Consider the following 19,965-nt stretch of genomic DNA (forward strand, 5'->3'; position numbering starts at 1 on the left):
GAGTTTCGGGATCAGCTTTGTAGTATACATACTGAAGTTCTGCAAAAAAAATGTGAACTCTGTAATCTATTTTTTATATACTTCATACAAATTTTTATATTATAAGCACTTAAAGAATAAGTACATACAAAAGATCTTTTTCATTATTTCTCCTATGTTAAAGTGCCCTCAAATGTCAGAGTCTCTGGTGGATCTTTCAGGATCTGAGGATGGCTCCGAAGAGAAGAAAGTAATTGATAAAATATGAGATTTATATTGGATTCTCATTAAAATGAGACCTTTAAAAAAGTATTAAATCTATAAAATTATTCCACTTTAATTTATCTTTATAATTTATCTTTAAATTCAAGGTAAATAGTTGTAAAATGAAGAAAAGGAATCAGGCAGAAGAAAGTGCCACAATGGCTTCTGCCAGATCTCCATTTGAGTTCTTCAGAGCATTCCTGGCTTCTTCTTCAGAGACGCCTGTCTGCTCCATTACGAGTTTGATGTCTTCAGCAGGGATTTCCAGAGATTTTGGGACTTCCTTTACATCGCCTACGATCTGATATGTTTCCGAACCCTGGACTGTCATTATAGTGACGTTTGCATTCTCAATAACTATGTTAGAGTCTGCTGTCTTTATAACAACCTCTTCAACATCCTTCAGTTCCTTAACATCAATCCCCATCTGCTTCATCATCTGCTTCATTTTAGCCGGGTTCATCCCCCGACCACCCACGCCTCCCATTCCTGGAAACATAGATTTTATTCTCCTTTGTTTTATTTCTTATTTGCTTCTTCAGGCTCGGGTATTTAGCATTCAGAGCAGTTAACTTATTTAATGGCAGCCACCACAGGTGCCACATCCGCCGCCGGCGTTGGGGTTGCGGATAAGGAAACCTTTTCCGTTTTCGTCTTCTATGTAATCAATGCTGCCTTCAGAGAAGTTTCTCTCGATATCTTTTGCCATTACAAGCTTTATTCCATTGCTTTCCATGGTGACGTCGTCTTCTTTAACTTCTTCGTCGAGGGCCAGTCCATACTGTACTCCACTGCAGGCTACTCCAGCAACAAAGATTCTGAGCGCAAGGTCAGGCTTGCCTTCCTGTTCCAGCAGTGCTTTCAGTTCTACTGCAGCTTTTTCTGTTACTTCGATCATTTATATGCACCTCTTTTTTCATTTTGGTAAATTTAGAACTTGAAGATCTTTAATTTCTAAAGAATGCCATCCGTTACAGCTTACAGATAACTCCCAAGAGTTATATAATCTTGCATCCAAAACATATAATGCTTATGTGAGATGACACCCTTTTTCCCCTGAAAAAGCCTTATTAAGGAGTCTTGAAGGGCAGATGAGGATCTTTTAATGAAAGCCCTTTTTTCTCCAATATGTAAATATATTTTCTATATTATATATTTTTCTTCTGATATTTTTTTCCGGGAATTCCTTTACACAAATTCAGCATCTTCATCCACAGGCTCTTCGAGAATGCTGGCATTATAAGCGTTAATTTCAAGAGAATTTCTTTTTCCCTTCACTTCCCATACTGGAACATAAACAAGATCCATATTAAGTTCGACTTCATCAGCTCTCGGGCTAATATTCTTTTGCTCATAGATAACTGCCTGCCCTTCCAGGTTATTAAAGCGCATCTCACGTGTATTTTCCTGTATAATAAAATCCAGAAGAATCTTCTCTGCCTGCTTTTTATCTACATTCGGTCTTTTTACCTCATACTGCACTGCCGGAATTCTGGTGGGGGTCCCAAGCCCTTCTATATCCATATTTTCTTTTGACTTGTTCAGGGCATTAAGAAAACCTTTTCCTTCCCCTGTAATATTCACAACCTTTGACCTGAACCGTTTTTCTGCTTCCACGCTGTAAGAATACATCCAGAAGGGAACGAATTTTAAGATCGCATCTTTAGGGCCGATAAGATAGGGTTTTGCAATAATAATAGCCTGATCTTTAGAAATTCTGGGTTCTACGGACTGGATATTCAGCGTCTCATACTCTTCAGCTCCCGGAGTTTCATCGTCCTCTATTCTCTTTAAGGGTTTCCTCTCCTGAACCGGAGACCGGATCCTTGACTCAAAAGAGACTCTTTCTGTTCCCCCTGATAATTCCTGTAGAGGCACAAGTCCCCCGCCTGAACAGGGCTCCTGTTCGAAGCTTTCTTTCCAGTTATCTCTGGCAGATTCAGAGGTAGGACTTACATTATTCTGGCATTCCCTGGAGGGCAATTCAGATTCTGTTTGACAGTTCCTTGATTTTCTTTCCATATTTGTCAGAACCGCCCTTCCGATCTGGAGAGCCAGTTCATCCCTGTCCCATATGTATATCCCGAGCTCGGCTGCGTAATCATCAAGTTCTCCTGAAGTCTTCTGGGTTATGACATAAATTCCAGTGCAACCCTTTATCTTTTCAGAAAAAGATTTTATTTCTTCGTAATCTGGACTCAGGGCACACATGACATAAGCCTTATGTCCGTTTTTCTCCACAAGGATGTCATACTGGCTGGATATTATGACATTGTATCCGGATGATTTGAAAATATCAATAAGGAGTTCTAAAAGGTCTTGCTTCATGATTCTCACTTTCTTATGTCCTGCACAGCTAAAATAGTTTATGTTTACAATTAAAATATAATTATCTTAAAACTTATTATACCGTATGCTTCTTTCTCCGTTTAAACCCCTCCCTTCTAAATGTACAACTATATAAGAAATCAAATCCTAATCAGGTATTTATGAGTGGGATACGGCTTGGAAGAGATTCGTTTCATACCTATGAAGAAGGCATAAAAAGAGAATGGATTATAGGTAACGGTATTGGTGGATACGCTTCATCGACGGTCATTGGAGCCGGGGCAAGGACTTACCATGGACTTCTTGTTGCGGCTCCTCCTGATTCCCCTGGCAGGGTTTTACTGCTCTCCTCCTTGGATGAAGAGATTTCCCTTAATGAAGAGATCTACCCGCTTGCAACCCATAAATACCCGGGTACGGTTTATCCCGAAGGATTCACCTCTCTTACCAAGTTTATTCTTGCACCTGCCCCTCTCTGGGTCTACCAGCCCGGGGACTTCACTGTAAAAAAGAAAATTTTCATGGTACATAACAGTAATACTACATGTATCCTTTATGAGGTCAGGTGCCGTAAAGAAGGTGCTTTGCTCAGGATCTCTCCCCTTGTCAACGCAAGAAGTTTTCACGGAACTACACGTTCCGGAGACCTCTCTTTTTCCCAGAAAGCTGAAACTGACGGAACCAAACTGGAAAGCTCAAATGGTTTTACTTTCTGGCTTTCATCCAATCTCCAGTATCATGCTGACCCAAAATGGTATTATAACTTTGAATATGATATAGAAAAAGATCGGGGGCTTGCATTCAGAGAGGATCATTTCAATCCGGGCTATTTCGAAAGCAGACTTAAAATGGGAACATCTTATTTCTTTATTGCCGCTTCAACTGAAAATATATCCTCCCTTACTCTTGAAAAAGCTGAAGAACTCTATACCAGGGAGGTTTATAGACAGAACCTTTTTGCTTTTAATTCAAGGCTTACCGAACCTTTTGCCCTCAAACTTCTCAGAGCTACTGACCCTTTTATTGTAAAACACCCCCTGACCGGCGAAAAAACAATAATTGCAGGTTATCCCTGGTTTTCAGATTGGGGCAGGGATGTAATGATCTCTTTTCCAGGGCTTGTTTTGATCCCCCGCCGTTTTGAGGATGCCAAATCCATCCTTAAAAATTTTTCCAGTAACTGCAGGCGAGGCCTGATCCCCAATAATTTCCCGGCTTTCGGAGGAGAGCCTGTCTATAATACTGTAGATGCATCTCTCTGGTTTATTCATTCCCTGAGCCGTTATTTTGCATATACGGAAGACCTGCTCTTCCTCTCGGATATCTGGGGAACTGTGGAAGATATAATAGATAATTATAGTAAAGGCACGGATTTCGGGATTGGGATGGATTCTGATTATCTTATCAGGCAGGGCCCTCAGCTGACCTGGATGGATGCTAAAGTAAACGACATCCCTGTAACTCCGAGAGCAGGCAAAGCCTGTGAAATCAATGCCCTGTGGTATAATGCTCTCAGGACTGCTTGCAGACTGGGAGACCTGCTGGGGAGAGATACGTCTTCATACGAAACTCTTGCAGCCGGAGCAGCTTCCAGCTTTGAAAGAGTTTTCTGGAATCCTGAAAATAACTGTCTCTATGATATAGTGTCTGAAGACAAGGCTGGAAATCAGATCAAGGACTCTTCAATTCGTCCAAACCAGATTTTTGCAGTCTCTCTACCCTACACAATGCTCTCCCCTGAAAAAGAGAAAGCTATTGTGGATAGAGTGGAGGAAGATTTGCTGACACCTTTCGGGCTCAGGACACTTTCATTGGACGATCCTTCTTACATAGGACTTTACAGGGGAGGATCCGAAAGCAGGGACTCAGCTTACCACAACGGGACAGTCTGGCCATGGCTCCTTGGACCTTATGTTAAGGCGTACAGGAAAGTGCATAACTATTCAAAAAAGAGCCTTGAGGATATGCGTGCCCTGCTTCAGGGATTTGATTCGCACCTTGAGACCGCAGGCATAGGGACGATTTCAGAAGTGTTTGATGGCGACTTCCCCCATTCTCCTGGAGGCTGCATTGCCCAGGCATGGAGTGTTGCAGAAATTTTAAGGGCATATGTTGAGGATGTCCTGGGGATCAAACCTTAAAAAATAAGCTTTAATCACCTTTTTTAAATAGTTTTTCCGGTTTTTTACAAAAATCCATTTTTTCTATAAATACATTTTTTCTGTAATAGTGGACACTCCTATTTCCTGATTTTATTCTTTCTAGAGGCAGGTCTTATCCTTCTCCTTTTTTATACTAGTTTGGCAATTTCTCTCACATGATTGACTTTGGTAACCTTAAATATGAAAACGGCTTGATTATTGGCATAGTTCAGGACCGGGCCAGCAAAGAGGTTCTGATGTGTGCTTACATGAATCGGGAAGCCCTCGAAAAAACCGTAGAAACAGGAATTGCTCACTTCTGGAGCCGCAGCCGGCAAAAATTATGGAAAAAAGGTGAAACATCCGGGCACCTGCAAAAAGTAAAGGAAATCAGGATTGATTGTGACATGGATTCCGTTCTCCTGCTCGTGGAACAGGTTGGAGGGGCCTGCCATATGGGATACAGGTCCTGCTTCTATCGAAATCTTGACGGAGAGGTTGTGGGTGAAAAGGTGTTTGAGCCTGAGGATGTTTACTGAACCTCAATTTATCAAGAGAGATTTTCTCAAATCATAATTAATCAAATTATTATGTTATATTTTGCTCCTCTTCATCCCTATTTTATTCTTTTTTATTACAGGATCTTTTAAAACTTTGTTTTTTATCAATTATGCTTTTTTAACTTCACTCATCCGAAAAAAAGCAGCAGAAGTTTTATTATATACTTTCTGGCTCTATATCCATTTATATGGCTGATGAGAAGCGGATATGGAGAATCATTCCGGATACAAGCGTGATTATTGACGGGAGGCTTTCTTCCAGAATTAAAAGTGGTGAGTTTGGGAGTGCTGAAATTATCATTCCCGAAGCTGTTGTATCGGAACTTGAAGCTCAGGCGAATAAGGGCAGAGAAATAGGTTTCAAAGGGCTTGAAGAACTTTCTGAGCTTCGCAAGCTGGCAGACAGGGGAGATATTCAACTTAAGTTTAGCGGGGTTCAGCCAAGCCTTGAGGAAATTAAGCTTTCCAGAGAAGGAAGAGTGGATGCCCTTATCCGGCAGACAGCTCTTGACGAAGGAGGGCTTTTTGTTAGCGAAGACCGCGTGCAGTCTCTTATAGCCAGGGCAAAGGGACTTGATGTTGAGTACATGCATCCCAAAGTTCAGGACCCTTCAGAATTCGGTCCCCTTAAAGTCGAGCACTTCTTTACTGATGACACAATGTCCGTACACCTTAAAAACGGGGTTTCTCCCATGGCTAAAAAAGGTCCCGTCGGACAGGTGAGATATGTGCGGATCAGGGAGGAACCTGCAAGTTCCCAGGAGCTTTCCAGCATTTCAAAAGAGCTTATCGAAAGAGCCAGGCTTGACCCTGAATCTTTCATAGAGATGTCTTCAAGCGGGGCTACTGTCCTGCAGATCCGAAATATGAGGATTGCAATTGCACATCCGCCTTTTTCCGATGATATGGAGATAACTGTTGTAAGGCCTACTGTTGTTGTTGACCTTGAGCATTACCGCCTGAGCGATAAGTTGAAAGAGCGCATAATAAGCCAGCGTGGGATCCTTATTGCCGGGCCACCAGGAGCCGGCAAGTCCACTTTTGCTGCCGGAGTTGCACGTTACCTGAATGATCACGGGCAGGTTGTCAAGACCATGGAATCTCCAAGAGACCTGCAGGTGCCTGCTGAGATCACTCAGTACTCTCCTCTGAATGGAAGGATGGAAGATACTGCAGATCTTTTGCTCCTTGTCAGGCCGGACTACACTATTTATGACGAAGTCCGAAAAACCGGGGATTTTCTGATCTTTGCGGACATGCGGCTTGCTGGAGTCGGAATGATAGGGGTGGTGCATGCGACACGTGCGGTCGATGCGATCCAGCGTCTCATAGGACGGGTTGAACTTGGTGTGATCCCGCAGGTAGTTGACACTGTAATCTTCATCGATAAAGGAGAAGTTGCAAAAGTCCTGGTGCTCGCCTTTACGGTTAAGGTGCCTCACGGGATGACCGAGCAGGATCTTGCAAGGCCGGTAATCACCATTGCTGATTTTGAAACAGGAAAGGTCGAATATGAGATTTATACGTATGGAGAACAGGTCGTGGTCATGCCAATCGGCTCTTCACGGGAAAGCAGAAAACCTGCCTGGAAGCTTGCAGAAGAAGAGATAAGGAACGTCATCAGCAGGTATGCGACAGGTCCAGTTGAAGTTGAAGTGACCTCCGACGATAGTGCAATTGTAAAAGTATTCAATGAGGACATGAGAAAGGTTATAGGCAAAGGCGGGAACGTCATTGATAGGATCGAAAATATACTAGGGCTCCATATCGATGTCAGGGAGATCGAAGCTGAAGCTCCAAAAAGTACAAAGGGCCCGAAGCGCGGAGAGCGCAAAGCTTTTCCGGGGAAAGCCAGGGAAGCTACGCCTGAAAAAATTGCTCCTGCTTCTCCTGTTCACCCGGTCATTGAAAGGACAAAAAAACACCTTATTCTGGGAGTCCCCGAGCTTTCAGGAATGGATGTTGAGATCTTTATTGAAGATGAATATCTTTTCAGTGCAACTGTAAGCAGGCATGGAGATGTGAAACTCAGGATGAACTCGGATCTTGCACTGGAAATTATGGGAGCTCAGGACAGCGGAGATTTTGTTGAGGTAAGACCCATCTAATCTTTCCGTTTAATATTTTTTTCTTTTTTAATTATATTTTTCTACTTTTTGTCCAATCATCAAAAAATTTATATACAGTTTGCATGTGATTTCATAATAGAAATTTTTTGGGGGTTATGGTTCTATTGAGTAAAGCATATCAGGCAGAGCCCGAGATAAGGGAAGATCTGCAGGGAAGAATAGAAGTCTTTGACCAGAATATCAGAAGTTTTGAAAAGCGGCTGAGGGCAATTGAACGCCGTCTATCTCTTGAAACGCCTCAAAATTTACAGGCTGCAAAAGCTCATCCAGGAGTTTCTTCAGACTCTTTTCAGGAAGTAACTTCTGCAAAGCTCGTAGCCGGCACTTCGATTACTCCGCTGGGTCCTTCTATTTCTCCTGAAGCTCCTTTTTCTCATCAGGGCAGTTCTTTACTTTCAGATTCTGCTCCGTTAATAACACAGGAGAGCACTTCGAATTTTGCCTTCAGTTCTGCACTCCCTTCTTCAGAATCTTCGGAAGCTTCCATGATTTCACTTGATAGCTCATCCGAAGTCTCAGGAGTCGTTTACAGAATAAAAGAAATAAGTACTCTTTTTTCAAGCCTCTCTGAAAGCCTTCATACTTTACAGGCTGCCATATCCGAACTTTCCGGTTTTGTGCATGAAAACCTTGATCCCGAGGTTAAAAGACTTGAGGGCGAGATCCAGAATATGAAAAGCCAGGAAAATGCTTCGGAAGAATATATACGAAAACTCGAATCACGTATTGAATTCCTTGAAAATAGGGACAGGTTTACACTGGGTTCCATAAAAGTCCCGGTAGAAATCTCAGGAATCGCCGGGTCTTCAGTCCTTTTTCTTACAGGGATTCTTATCCTGTCCGGCCGATGGGATATAATAAGGTCGCCTTACTTCTCAATCGGGCTTGCGGTAATTATGGCAGGGGCTGTAATTTTAAAGTTTTCCATGGTCAATCGGGAACAAAAGTCCCTGATGCATTAATTTGAAAACAGATTACGGACATCAATTACCTCTTCCGGTGATTAACGGATAAATAGGTTAATAAATCGGTAAATAGACCTCGGAATATATGAAATAAATAACTGGATAAATAAACAAGCAAACAAGCAAACAAGAAAAAAACAAATAAATAACTGAACAAATAACTGAATAAATAGCTGAATAAATAACTGAACAAATAACTGAATAAATAGCTGAATAAATAACTGAATAAATAACTGAACAAATAACTGAACAAATAATCTAACAGATAAATAAATATTCAGGTAAATAATCAAATATTCAGGTATATATATATATATATATAAATTAGTTTTCAGGTTATCCACTTAGGGAGAACAGATTCTTTTTCAGGCTGATGATGTAAATTCTATTTTTTTATCAGTCTCAAAACATTTTTATATAATAACTTTCTACATTTATATTTTAAGATCCATTCCGGGTGGGACTATAATCGAATTAATCAAAGCTCTTGTTTTCGGCTTCACTGTAGGCATATCTGCAGCCATTATTCCTGGGCCCATGATGTTTGCAACGATAGGTGCGTCTTTTCATAAAGGCTGGAGAGCAGGGCCTTCGATTTTCATGGGGCACGCCCTTGTGGAATGTATTTTGTTCATGCTTATTCTCATAGGCGCGTCATCTTTTCTCAGGCAGTCAATTATCTCTTATCTGTCTATTGTAGGCGGCTTTGTAATGGTAGCATTCGGGCTTCTAATGATTAAAAAAGCAAAAGAAGCCTCCACAATGGATGTCTCTATTTCGGCCAGCAGCCTGAACCTTTCCTCTGGTTCCATGTCTTCAGGGATCATAACCTCAGCCTTAAACCCTTTTTCGAGCACGGTCTCAGCAGGAATTATAACTTCAGCGTTGAATCCTTTCTTTGTTGCCTGGTGGTTGACAGCAGGAAGTGCAATTATTCTTCAGGAATATCTGGCAGGCATCCTTTCAGTCCTAGCATTTATTATCGGGCACTGGATAGCAGACTTTGGTTTTCTTCTAACCGTTTCGTCCTCTTTTTCCAGAGGAACGGAAATAATTTCACAGCCCACACACCAGAAGCTGGTATACCTGTGCGGAGGATTTATGTCATTCATTGGCATGTGGTTTATGATTAACAACAATAGTGTCCTGCAATGATTATTTTCAGGTTAAAAACAGGTATGTTAAAAATCAGGCATATTAAGTTGCAGAGTGTGAGATATTCCGTCTGTGAAACGAATTATGTACTGAAAAAAGGCTGTTAGCATTAAGAAATGCTGTTTTTTAAGTCCTGTCTTTTTTCTAAATTTTTGCTGAATCAGAAATTTTACTTAATCGATCAATTTTACTTAATCAATCAACTTTACTTAATCAATCAGGAATTTTAACTTCTTTTTACCTTTACGAAATACGCTTCATCGAGATCTATGTATCCGCTTCTCATCGCTTTTATTGAAATATACCCTTCGGCTTTTCCGGGAGGCAGTTCCGGATCGGAAACCGTTATTATTACATTTCCGTTAGAATCCGTAACTCCTGAACAGGCTTTTTTTCTGTCTGGACTCCAGACAATTACATTTGCTTCTGCAACTCCCCTGTTTTGCCTGTCAAGCACGTTTATTTGAAATGTAATGTTTGATCCTGTTCCTCCGGAATTGAGTGAAAGTGTGCTTATATTTGATGTTGCATACATGGATTCCGGAGGTTCTGGAGCAGATGAAAGGGCTGAGAGAATCGCACAGAACCCGATAAACCCGACGATCGAAAGAACTACAATCCTTATAGGAAGCCCAATGGTTCCTGTTTCGTTCGTTTTCAGGTTTTCCGGCAGCATATGCGGTTTCTCCATATTTTATTTTATCAGGCTTGTTAGCAAGTTAATTATTAGCGAGTTTTTACTATCATGATTGCATCTTTTTTCTCATAGTCATAGAAACCGTCTGCTATGATTTTCAGGTCCATTGTACCTTCATTCTGGTTCGGGTCAAGCCTCACAAGCGCACCTGCAGGCGTTGTCAAAACAGTAGCCCCGTTAATGTCAGTTGTGTTTGATGCCACACCACCAAGTCCTTTAAGGATGACGTTTGCATTTCTAACCGGGTTTCCGTCTTTATCAGTGACTCTTACTTCTGATGATACTGTGAACGGGTTTTGCGCAGTTGTAGAACTTACTATTATTGAATTCCCTGTCTGAAGGTTTCCTGGCGCAGGTCCTGTGCTTTCCACAAAAACTGACATTTCCTTTGTAGGAATCGGTATTATCGAAATAAGGGTTGCAAGAGCGACCATTGCCACAACGAGCATCACAACGATGTTAATCGGTAATTCCATTGCTTTTTCATTATGTCTGAATAGTTGAATTCCCATTATTTCCCCCCTCACTTTAGTTCTGAGAACTTTTCAACTTTACAACATTCTATCAATATTCTATCTTTCTATTTATAACTTTTCGATATGTTGACAAAGTTCATTTTTTAATGAAATTTCTGGTTATTTTTGTCCTTAATAAGTATATACTTATATAGCACTTTTATGCATAAAACTCCTTAATACTGCAAAACAACCTTACTGAATCTAGCGAGGGAAAGAGGTTTTTGACTCAAGAATGTTCTGATGAGCCAAGTGAATCGGACCATAGACAAAATTTTTTATGTCTTCTAGGACTGCACGACTGGAAACGAAAAAGCGGAGCGCTCTGCTGTTTGCCAACTGCGCTCGAAAAACGTTATAAATGCGTTCGCTGCGGCAAGTACAAGGTGATTTTTGAACAGGAGAAAAGGACCTGTAACATTTCTGCAGATAGATACTGACCTGAAATGTTTACTTTTATATTTTTCAGGTATATTTTCTATTTTTCTTTGATTCTTATTTCCTGATTTTTCTTACCTTTCTAAAATTCTTTGTTCGTAAGCTTAATCTATCTTAACTTTGTTTGTTAGAGCTATGAAAAGAATCGTGATTATCGATTACGGGCTTGGAAATCTCAGAAGTGTTCAAAAAGGGCTTGAACACGCTGGAGCAAGTCCCACAATCTCCGGGAATCCTGAAGAGATCCTGGCAGCAGATGGTATTATTCTCCCAGGAGTCGGTGCTTTTATAGATGCAATGAAGTGTCTGGTCCCTCTCAAAAAGACCATAGCCGAATTTGCAGAATCGGGAAAGCCAATGCTTGGAATATGCCTGGGGCAGCAGGTTTTGATGAGCTCTTCCGAAGAAGGCAGGCTGACAGACGGGCTTGACCTCATTCAGGGCAGGGTGCTTCGATTCCCGAAATCTGAACTGAAAGTTCCTCAAATGGGCTGGAATAACATAAGGGTCAAACAGGACCACCCTCTGTTTAAAGGTATTCCCGACGGTTCTTTTGTATATTTCGTACACTCGTACTATGTGGATACGTCTGCAGAAAACACCCTTGCATCATGCGAATATGGGCTTGAATATGCGGCTTCAGTTGTAAACTCAAAAGGAAATGTTATGGGTACACAGTTCCACCCTGAAAAAAGCGGAGCCACCGGATTAAAGATTTTGAGAAACTTCGTTGAAATGTGCTGAATATTTTAAACTATAAATCTACTGGCTTGCTTTGTCTTTGCGGCTGAACATTTATTTATCATTTTTTAAACTTTTATGTCTGGGTTTTGGGCATTTTGTATTGATCAAAATTCAATTATAACTGATCAGGATTCAATTATAACTGATCAGGATTCAATTGAAATTAAACAGAAAACCGATACTTTAATTCCAAATTATCCTGTCCTGCTCCCTGTAAAGCAGAGACAGTATCTGCGAGAGGATGGTTGTTATGGATATAGAAGGCTATGCAAAACGGGCTCTTAAAAAAGACCCTTCAAATGAAACCGGACTTGAAGAACAGCTTGCTTCAAGAATACTTGAAATCAAAAGCATAAGCTCAAAAAGGGCTCATGAGATTGCAGCTGCAGTTATCTGCGAAGCAAAAGCCACTCTTCATACCGAAGGAGATGTATTAACCCCCACTATTTCAGGAGTTGCTATGGGAGAGTTCGGTGTAGGCTCAAGAGGAACAGGGGACTTTTACGTTCATTCCAAGCTTGGAGAGGTTATAGGCAATACGGGCGCTGTGGTTGACAGTTCCCAGCTTGATGACTCCGGCGTTGTGAAAATAGGGGATGAATACCTTGTGGTTACAATTGATGGCATACATTCCCGCCTGAGTGACTTCCCTTTCCTATCAGGTTTTCATGTAGCCAGAGCAGCCCTGCGTGATGTATATTCAATGGGAGCACGTCCCCTTGCAATGCTTTCAGACATCCACGTTGCAGACGATGGGGACGTTGCAAAAATATTTGATCATATTGCAGGGATAACCACGGTCTCGGAACTTACCGGAATTCCTCTTATTACCGGGAGCACTCTCCGTATAGGCGGGGATATGGTCATAGGAGAAAGAATGACAGGAGGCGTCGGAGCGGTTGGTGTTACTTCCTCCCTTACCTCACGAAACAGGACAAGGCCGGGAGACCTCATCCTTATGACTGAAGGCGCAGGAGGAGGAACGATTTCTACAACTGCACTTTATTACGATATGCATGACGTCGTGGAAGAGACCATAAACATCCGTTTTCTTGAAGCCTGTGAAGCCCTTCTGCAGTCCGGCCTGTATAAAAAAGTCCACTCCATGACCGATGTTACCAATGGAGGAATTCGTGGGGATGCCAGAGAGATCTCAAAGACCGCAGGTGTAAAAATGGTCTTTGAAGAAGAAAAAATGCGGGCTCTTGTAGACCCCAAGGTGCTCTCCATGCTTGAGCTTCTTAAAATCGATTATCTTGGTGTTTCTCTTGATGCCCTGCTGGTCATTGCCCCTCCGGAATATGCCGGTGAAATTCTTGAAACAGTTCGCGCTGCCGGGGTTGAGATTGACATCATAGGCCATGTTGAAGAAGGAAGCGGGGCTGAAATTATTGTTAATGGAGAAGTCCGGGACTTTGCACCCAGGTTCAGGGAGTCAGCCTATACTCCTGTTAAAAAGGTTCACGGGGAAGAGAATCCGAGAGACTTTGAAGAAATGAGGGATGCAATTGACAGGGCAGCTGAGGAGGCTATAAATAAAAAATACAGGGTTCTTGAGAAAATAAAGAACAAGAGAAAAGATTAAGCTGAAATAAGGAAACACAACTCTGTATAAAGAAAAGCAGAAGAGAAAGGGAGGTTTATACTTTTCTTTTTACTACCAGCACTTCCCTTTCTTTTCCAATAATTTCCACTTCCTGATCAACTTCTATCTCTTCTTCTGACCTGGCTTTCCAGTACTCTCCCTTATACCGGACAAATCCGGCTTTCTCAGGGCTTACTGCGTCTATTGTCCGGGCAGTATCTCCTATTATAGTTCCAATAACAGGTTTCTTTTTCCTGATCTCCGCCACTTTGTATACCGCATATACCAGAAACAGCCCAATAACGACTGTTGGAGTAACAATTGCCAGAACCAGCAATCTTGTGAACTCAGGTGTATAGATATTCTTTTCCCCCAGAGGCACGAGGAAGAGGCTGCCTATTACCAGGCTGATGAGCCCTGCAAGCCCGAAAATTCCAAATCCCGGAGAATTAAGTTCTAAAATAAGGAGCCCTGCCCCTACAAGGATAAGGAAAAACGCTGCTATATTGATATCAAACCCTGTACCTATCAGCCCGAGAACGATAGCAATAATCCCCAAAATTTCTGCTCCGGCACCCGGGTTTGAGATCCCGAAGATAATCCCATAAAGCCCTATTGTCAGCAGAAGGGAAGAAAGGATAGGGTTTGAAATAATCTTCAGAAAGAGTAGATGAAAGGGAGGTTCGTAGGTTTCAATCTCTGCATTTGCAGTTTGCAGATTCCTGCCTTTTACATTTTCTCCATCTACCTGAGCCATGAGGTCAGGAATAGAAGAAGCTCTGTACTCGATTACCCCATATTCCAGGGCTTCTTCATCGTTCAGGTTCCGGTTTTTGGTAATCACTTCTTCTGCAAAAGTTTCATTTCTCCCGTGTTTTCTTGCGGTTTCAACAGAGAATTTAACGAGGGCATTTATGATTTTATCGTCTTCTACAGGCACTGTCCCCTCTGCAGACATCTTCACTGGCTGTGCTGATCCTATTACTGTATAGGGAGCCATTGCAGCAATATCGGTCCCCATAAGGATGAGGGTTCCTGCAGACCAGGCTTTTCCGCTCTCCGGCACAAACCCGATAACAGGAACTGTCGTATTCTCAATTGCTTTTATGATTATCTGGGTCTCTTCCAGCCCTCCGCCCGGAGTATCCAGAGTAATCACGAAAGCCTCATAGTTCCCGTTTTCAGCTATTTCTATTGCGTCAGCTATTAAATTATCGGATGCTGGAGTAATAGATTCGGCTATTTCAAGCACAAGCACTCTGTTTTCAGTTGCTCCCTCTGCAGAAAGCATAAAAGAAGCTGTGAGAGTGATGCAAAAAAATAAAATAAAGAGAGGATGGAAGGCCTTTTTCATTTTCATAATTCTGGTCCTTTCTAGCCTTTACAATCCTTTATAATTTTTTTCAATTTTAATACATTTTTACAGTTCTTTCTTTTCGGATATAGCCTTAGAAAGGGCGGCTATGTTTCCGGTGTCAGGGGACTTGGATTCTGTAACCACAATGAGGTTTTTCTCCCTGGCAATCTCAGCAAGCGTCTGAAGTTCTCTTAACTTGATAGCAGTTGGAACTCCCTGGTAAAGGGTTGCAGCATCTTTCATTCTTTCTGCAGCCTGGAACTCTCCTTCTGCAAGGATGATCCTTGCACGTTTTTCCCTTTCGGCTTCAGCCTGTTTTGCAATTGCCCTTTTCATTGTTTCAGGCAGGGATACATCCCGGATAGTCACACCTGTAACCTTGATCCCCCAGGGGTCAGTGTAAGCATCCAGCAGTTCCTGAATCTGTTTGTTGATATTTTCCCTTTCCGATAGCAGCTCATCGAGCTCCATCTGGCCCAGCACGTCCCTGAGAGTGGTCTGGGAAAGAGTTGAAGTTGCAAACATGTAGTTTTCGACCTGGGTAATTGCAGCCCCTGGCTCGACTACTTTATAATAGACAACCGCATCCACTTCAACTGTAACATTATCCCTTGTGATGACTGCCTGTTTGGGAACATCAATCGCAATGACTCTAAGGTCAATTTTTATGGCTTTATCAATAATAGGAATGATTAAAAATATACCCGGTCCTTTTACCCCACTAAGGCGGCCAAGCCTGAATATGACAACGCGTTCGTACTCATTAACCATTTTTATGGATTGTGAGAGTATTAATATTACAACTATTAATACAGGAAGCGTTAATTCACCAATGAAATCAACCATAGTTTTATTCCCTCCTATCCATTAATCTTAAGATTGAACTTAATAATAGTTAAGTGTTCTTCGTTTGAGAAATTTATGAAAATTTACATAAAATAAACAGTTCTAGGTTAAAAATTTTACATTCTGTCGTCTACCTAAAATATCTGTGAAGCTATATAAGTCCTCACACCAGATTTCGTTCCTATTTTCAATGGAGTGAAGTCATTGTCTTTAAGAGTGAAGTCACTGTCTTTAATTATGTAATTCACCTTAAAGTGACAGAAACAACCTCAAAAGCCTGTAAGTTCTGGGTATCTGTATAAGCTATACAGAATAGAACGATAACAAATACTTATATCTTGCATATACAAGATATTGATCTGAAATACAGGACATATTCGGACTGAGAATGAATCTGCAGGCGCTAATTTCGGACCGGGGGAAGACCTTACAGTTACCAGAGGCTGAGGGTCGGCACAGAATATAATGAGTACATGGAATTCAGGCAGGATTTGAATTCCAAATAAGTGTAAAATTAAGAAAACGCAGGTTCGGAAGGACCACTGGTGTTGATATTAATGAGTAAAGAATGTCCAGACTGCCACGGGCGTGGCTATGAAGTTATCTCAACTGAGGTCTGCCCTCTTTGTAAGGGGAAAGGCAAGTCAAAATCAGTTGATTTCATGAAAATTTCAGAAAAAGATATTGACAGTTTTTTGAAAAATGGCGCAGTATGTGAAAAATGCAAAGGCAAGGGAAGTATCGAAATTACCAGACCCTGTGAAGCCTGTGAAGGGCTTGGAAAAATCTATACCTGCAAGGTTTGTGGAGCAAGGATTCATAACCCGGAGGATGCAGAAGACGAAATTTGCAGTACCTGTGCACGTTCCCAGCATGTATATGCTCTGGACGAGTCCTGTGACCTTAAAGATGTTGAAGCAGGCAAATTGTATCACGGCATAGTGAGCAGTATTGCTTCTTTTGGAGTCTTCGTGGATTTAAATCCTCATGTGAGAGGGCTTATGCATTCCAGCAATGTCGGGGTCCAGCCTGAAGTAGGGGATGCTGTAATTGTCCTCGTAAAAAGCATTAAAGCCGGAGGAAAACTGGACCTTATCCCCAAAACTCTTGCAAAATACGAAACCATAGAACTTGAAAAAGAACTCCCGCTTAAGGACTCCTCCCAGATTGACACCAGCATGAAAGGCAGGCTCATAAGAATCGAGGGAGAGGTTATTCAGGTAAAACAGACCAGCGGGCCGACAATCTTCACCATAAGCGATGAAGGTGGCTTTATCCCGTGTGCCGCTTTTGAAAGCGCAGGGAAGCGTTCTTACCCTCATATCGATGTGGGGATGATCGTGTCGATTACAGGGGAAGTGACTCCAAGGGACGAGCAGGTCCAGATCGAAGTCATGAGCATGAAACTGCTGACCGGAGAAAAAGAGACTGCTGTCAAGACCAGGGTTGAGAAGGTAATAGACGAGAAAGCAGCACCTGCTGATATTCCTTTCCTGATCGAAAGCGAAATTCTGGAAAAGCTCAGGCCTAGAATGCTCCATGTCGCAAAAGAGATCAAAAAGGCAATCCTTCATTCAACACCTATTCTTCTCAGGCACCATGCTGATGCGGATGGGATCACTTCTGCAATCGCCATTGAGCGGGCAATTCTTCCCCTTATTACAGAAATTGGCGGGTCGGATGCAGAATATTATTTCTATAAACGCGCCCCATCAAAAGCTCCTTTTTATGAACTTGCCGATGTGACAAGAGACATTTCCTTTGCTCTTGAAGATTATGCCAGGCACGGGCAAAAGATGCCTCTTGTTATCCAGGTAGACAACGGCTCCACTGAAGAAGACGTGCCCGCAATGCGGCAGGCGAATGTCTATGGCATCGACATGCTTGTGATTGACCACCACCACCCTGACGACATCGTTGACCAGTACCTTATAGGGCATGTCAACCCTGCCCATGTAGGAGGAGATTTCGGAGTTACTGCAGGCATGCTGTGTGCCGAGGTCGCCCGTATGATCAACCCGAATATCAGTGATACGATAAAGCACCTTCCTGCTGTTTCCGCAGTTGGAGACCGTTCTGAAGCTCCTGAGGCTGAAAGATACATATCTCTTGTCTCGGACCGATATACCCTTGAGGAGTTAAAAGAAATGGCTCTGGCTCTGGATTATGAGCAGTTCTGGCTTAAATTCAGCAGCGGAAAAGGCCTTATTGACGATATCCTGGACCTTGGCGACCATACCATCCATAAAAACCTTGTCTCTCTGCTCTGTGAACAGGCAAACGCTATGATAAAAGAACAGCTTGAGACCTGCCTCTTCAATGTCAAGTCCCAGAAGCTGTCTAATGGAGCTATTATGAATGTAATAGATGTCGAAAACTATGCCCAGAAGTTTACTTTCCCGCCTCCAGGCAAGACTTCGGGTGAAGTTCATGACGTGCTCACCAAAAAGTACCCGGATAAGCCTGTTGTCACTATCGGTTACGGGCCTGACTTTGCTGTCATCCGTTCAAAAGGCGTGCTCATGAATATCCCAAAGATTGTGAGGGAACTCCGTGAAGACATAAAAGGAGCCGGAGTAAACGGAGGTGGACACCTTGTTGTCGGGAGTATCAAGTTTGTCGAAGGGATGAGAACCGAAGTGCTCTCAAGGCTCGCAGAAAAGATCGCATCTGCGGAAGTTGTGTATTAACAGGCCTTTTCAACAACCTGTTAATCTTTATCTTTCTCATCTCTTTTGACAGTAAAAACAAAAAAGGCCACATTAAGAAGTGTGGCAGATGTAAATAAAAAAGCAAGTATAAAATAAATGTAAGTTCTGGAAAAACCCTTCCTTGGAAAGGCTCTCCAGTAAAAAATTGCTTCTGTTTTATCTTTTCTGTCTTTTCAGTCCACGCGCACTATCCTTACAAGGGACTGGATAGGAACATTGGCGATTGTATCCGCACCTTTCTTGTCCACAAGAACCACCACTGCTCTGGGTTTTGCGTCCATTTCGCGCAGCTGCTCGATTACTTCCATTGTGGTCGAACCTGTGGTAATTACATCGTCAACGATTACACAGTTTTTGCCTGCAACGCTTCCGAAGTTCCTGCTGATGGTGCCTTTCTGGCCTGGCTGGACCATGTCCTGCCCTTTACGGGAATGGTAAAGGGCAAAATCTACTCCCAACTCATTTGCCATCATGCTCGCCAGTGGAATTCCACTCGCTGCAACACCAACTACCACATCCACCTCGGTGTTTGTTTTTTCCAGCGTCTCAATCACCATGTCACAGAGTGCAAGCGAAATGTAGTGAAGCCGTGTAGCGCTCTTTCCTATGCTGCTCCAGTTTACGGATATGTCTTTTGGAGCAGGGGATGAGACTTCTTTTTTCGAACGGGTTAAAAGCCATGTTACTGTTTCTCTTGATACATTAAGCTCATCGGCAATCTGGCCAGTTCCAAGCCCGTTGTTCTGAAGTTCCACAGCTTTCTGAATGAGATCTTCTATATTCTTCATGCCTCCATTCCCACCTGAAATTTTTTATCTGGCTGTATTTCCGGCCGATTTTGCAGTTCTTCTTATGAATACTGCCTGGAATTACTGCCCGAAAAACTTTATTCAAGTATATCTTTTCTCAGTTAAAAACATTATTAGACTATCAAGCGTTATATCTTTTTCTTCAGCTTTCCTGGTAACCTTTGCCTTTAAGTTTTCTTTTTCTCTTTTTTTTCAGGGGTGATCCGCAAATAGGGCATTCATCTCCCTTATCAAAGGTTTTTTTACAGCCAGTACACTGCTTTTGCCAGATAAGAACATCTTTTATCTTTTTCTGGGCTATAGGTTTAACCTGAATCCCGAGCTGCACGGCAACATTCTGGACCGCGTAATCATCCGTGAGCAGTACAGCTGTCTCCCTGTGTTCAAAAGCTTTTGCAAGAATTTCCAGGTCTGTTTTTGAAAGTTCCTCGGAGTCCCGCGTCTGTTCAGCTTTTTTCCGAACCTCTTTTACCATTTCCGGTTCTGGCCATTCTACCCTTAACCCTTCCTCTTTTGCAAGGTCAAAACGGAGCATGGAATCCCTGCTCTTCAATTCGTCCGCAACCGAAGGGACAGTAATAAGCAGCGAACTGTCCACGCCGCAGTTTCCCATTATAAAGACTGCCGAGTCTGCTATGTAAGAGGTCATTTTCTTTCTCTTTTCTCTGTTAGTATATAATTCATTGTCTCCCGAGTTTCGCTTCGGGAGCACGAGGTCCTTTTCGCTCGCTCAAGAGGACTA

17 protein-coding genes are annotated in these 19,965 nt (G+C 42.3%); 8 read left to right on the forward strand and 9 right to left on the reverse strand.

Annotation, left to right across the window (positions count from 1 at the left end; all coding sequences use genetic code 11):
* Positions 1–379: 379 nt before the first annotated feature.
* From M886_RS07500 to M886_RS07510, 3 genes are all read right to left on the reverse strand, one after another.
* Positions 380–742 carry a nascent polypeptide-associated complex protein gene (locus tag M886_RS07500; RefSeq protein ID WP_011033947.1) on the reverse strand — a complete coding sequence of 121 codons (363 nt, stop codon included), beginning with the start codon at positions 740–742 and terminating at the stop codon, positions 380–382.
* A 78-nt stretch (positions 743–820) separates the two neighbouring features.
* Positions 821–1,141, reverse strand: coding sequence for a HesB/IscA family protein (locus M886_RS07505; protein WP_048050964.1), 321 nt, complete (start codon positions 1,139–1,141; stop codon positions 821–823).
* 290 nt (positions 1,142–1,431) lie between these two features.
* Entirely contained in the window at positions 1,432–2,571 is a 1,140-nt protein-coding gene (locus M886_RS07510) for a hypothetical protein (protein ID WP_048050965.1), read from the reverse strand.
* A 161-nt stretch (positions 2,572–2,732) separates the two neighbouring features.
* Here M886_RS07510 and M886_RS07515 point away from each other — a divergent pair, with 161 nt between their 5' ends.
* The 5 genes from M886_RS07515 to M886_RS07535 all read left to right on the forward strand — a co-directional run bounded on the left by M886_RS07515 (position 2,733) and on the right by M886_RS07535 (position 9,521).
* Positions 2,733–4,712 carry an amylo-alpha-1,6-glucosidase gene (locus tag M886_RS07515; protein WP_048050966.1) on the forward strand — a complete coding sequence of 660 codons (1,980 nt, stop codon included), beginning with the start codon at positions 2,733–2,735 and terminating at the stop codon, positions 4,710–4,712.
* 176 nt (positions 4,713–4,888) lie between these two features.
* On the forward strand, positions 4,889–5,251 hold the full coding sequence (gene hisI, locus M886_RS07520; RefSeq protein WP_011033951.1) for a phosphoribosyl-AMP cyclohydrolase: 363 nt from the start codon (positions 4,889–4,891) through the stop codon (positions 5,249–5,251).
* Between the two features lie 209 nt (positions 5,252–5,460).
* The gene (locus tag M886_RS07525; protein ID WP_048050967.1) at positions 5,461–7,380 is read left to right on the forward strand and encodes a PINc/VapC family ATPase; all 1,920 of its coding nucleotides are present in this window, start codon (positions 5,461–5,463) and stop codon (positions 7,378–7,380) included.
* Between the two features lie 116 nt (positions 7,381–7,496).
* Positions 7,497–8,363 (forward strand): hypothetical protein, encoded by an 867-nt coding sequence (locus M886_RS07530; protein WP_235203894.1) that lies wholly within the window; start codon positions 7,497–7,499, stop codon positions 8,361–8,363.
* Positions 8,364–8,891: 528 nt separating this feature from the next.
* A complete protein-coding gene (locus M886_RS07535) occupies positions 8,892–9,521 on the forward strand; it encodes a LysE family transporter (RefSeq protein ID WP_268745876.1) in 630 nt (209 codons plus the stop codon).
* A gap of 226 nt (positions 9,522–9,747) precedes the next feature.
* Here M886_RS07535 and M886_RS07540 read toward each other — a convergent pair whose 3' ends face one another.
* Positions 9,748–10,197 (reverse strand): hypothetical protein, encoded by a 450-nt coding sequence (locus M886_RS07540; protein WP_048050969.1) that lies wholly within the window; start codon positions 10,195–10,197, stop codon positions 9,748–9,750.
* Between the two features lie 50 nt (positions 10,198–10,247).
* Positions 10,248–10,730: a carboxypeptidase regulatory-like domain-containing protein gene (locus M886_RS07545; protein ID WP_048050970.1), complete on the reverse strand. Its 483-nt coding sequence runs from the start codon at positions 10,728–10,730 to the stop codon at positions 10,248–10,250.
* Positions 10,731–11,306: 576 nt separating this feature from the next.
* On the opposite strand from M886_RS07545, the gene hisH reads away from it, so the two are divergent.
* Complete coding sequence (gene hisH, locus M886_RS07550) at positions 11,307–11,915, forward strand: imidazole glycerol phosphate synthase subunit HisH (protein ID WP_048050971.1); 609 nt, start codon at positions 11,307–11,309, stop codon at positions 11,913–11,915.
* Positions 11,916–12,165: 250 nt separating this feature from the next.
* Positions 12,166–13,500: an AIR synthase-related protein gene (locus tag M886_RS07555; RefSeq protein ID WP_048050972.1), complete on the forward strand. Its 1,335-nt coding sequence runs from the start codon at positions 12,166–12,168 to the stop codon at positions 13,498–13,500.
* A gap of 55 nt (positions 13,501–13,555) precedes the next feature.
* Here the strand turns inward: M886_RS07555 and M886_RS07560 are convergent, their stop codons facing one another.
* Positions 13,556–14,860, reverse strand: coding sequence for an NfeD family protein (locus M886_RS07560; protein WP_048046697.1), 1,305 nt, complete (start codon positions 14,858–14,860; stop codon positions 13,556–13,558).
* A gap of 60 nt (positions 14,861–14,920) precedes the next feature.
* On the reverse strand, positions 14,921–15,703 hold the full coding sequence (locus tag M886_RS07565) for a slipin family protein (RefSeq protein WP_011033965.1): 783 nt from the start codon (positions 15,701–15,703) through the stop codon (positions 14,921–14,923).
* Between the two features lie 557 nt (positions 15,704–16,260).
* Here M886_RS07565 and M886_RS07570 point away from each other — a divergent pair.
* Positions 16,261–18,393: a DHH family phosphoesterase gene (locus M886_RS07570; protein WP_048050973.1), complete on the forward strand. Its 2,133-nt coding sequence runs from the start codon at positions 16,261–16,263 to the stop codon at positions 18,391–18,393.
* A gap of 194 nt (positions 18,394–18,587) precedes the next feature.
* On the opposite strand, the gene M886_RS07575 is transcribed toward M886_RS07570, so the two are convergent.
* Both M886_RS07575 and M886_RS07580 read right to left on the reverse strand, forming a co-directional pair.
* Positions 18,588–19,202: an orotate phosphoribosyltransferase-like protein gene (locus M886_RS07575; RefSeq protein ID WP_015412274.1), complete on the reverse strand. Its 615-nt coding sequence runs from the start codon at positions 19,200–19,202 to the stop codon at positions 18,588–18,590.
* A gap of 163 nt (positions 19,203–19,365) precedes the next feature.
* Positions 19,366–19,872 carry an NOB1 family endonuclease gene (locus tag M886_RS07580; protein WP_048050974.1) on the reverse strand — a complete coding sequence of 169 codons (507 nt, stop codon included), beginning with the start codon at positions 19,870–19,872 and terminating at the stop codon, positions 19,366–19,368.
* Between the last annotated feature and the right edge of the window lie 93 nt (positions 19,873–19,965).

It is taken from the genome of Methanosarcina soligelidi (genome assembly GCF_000744315.1).
Classification (GTDB): Archaea; Halobacteriota; Methanosarcinia; order Methanosarcinales; family Methanosarcinaceae; genus Methanosarcina; species Methanosarcina mazei.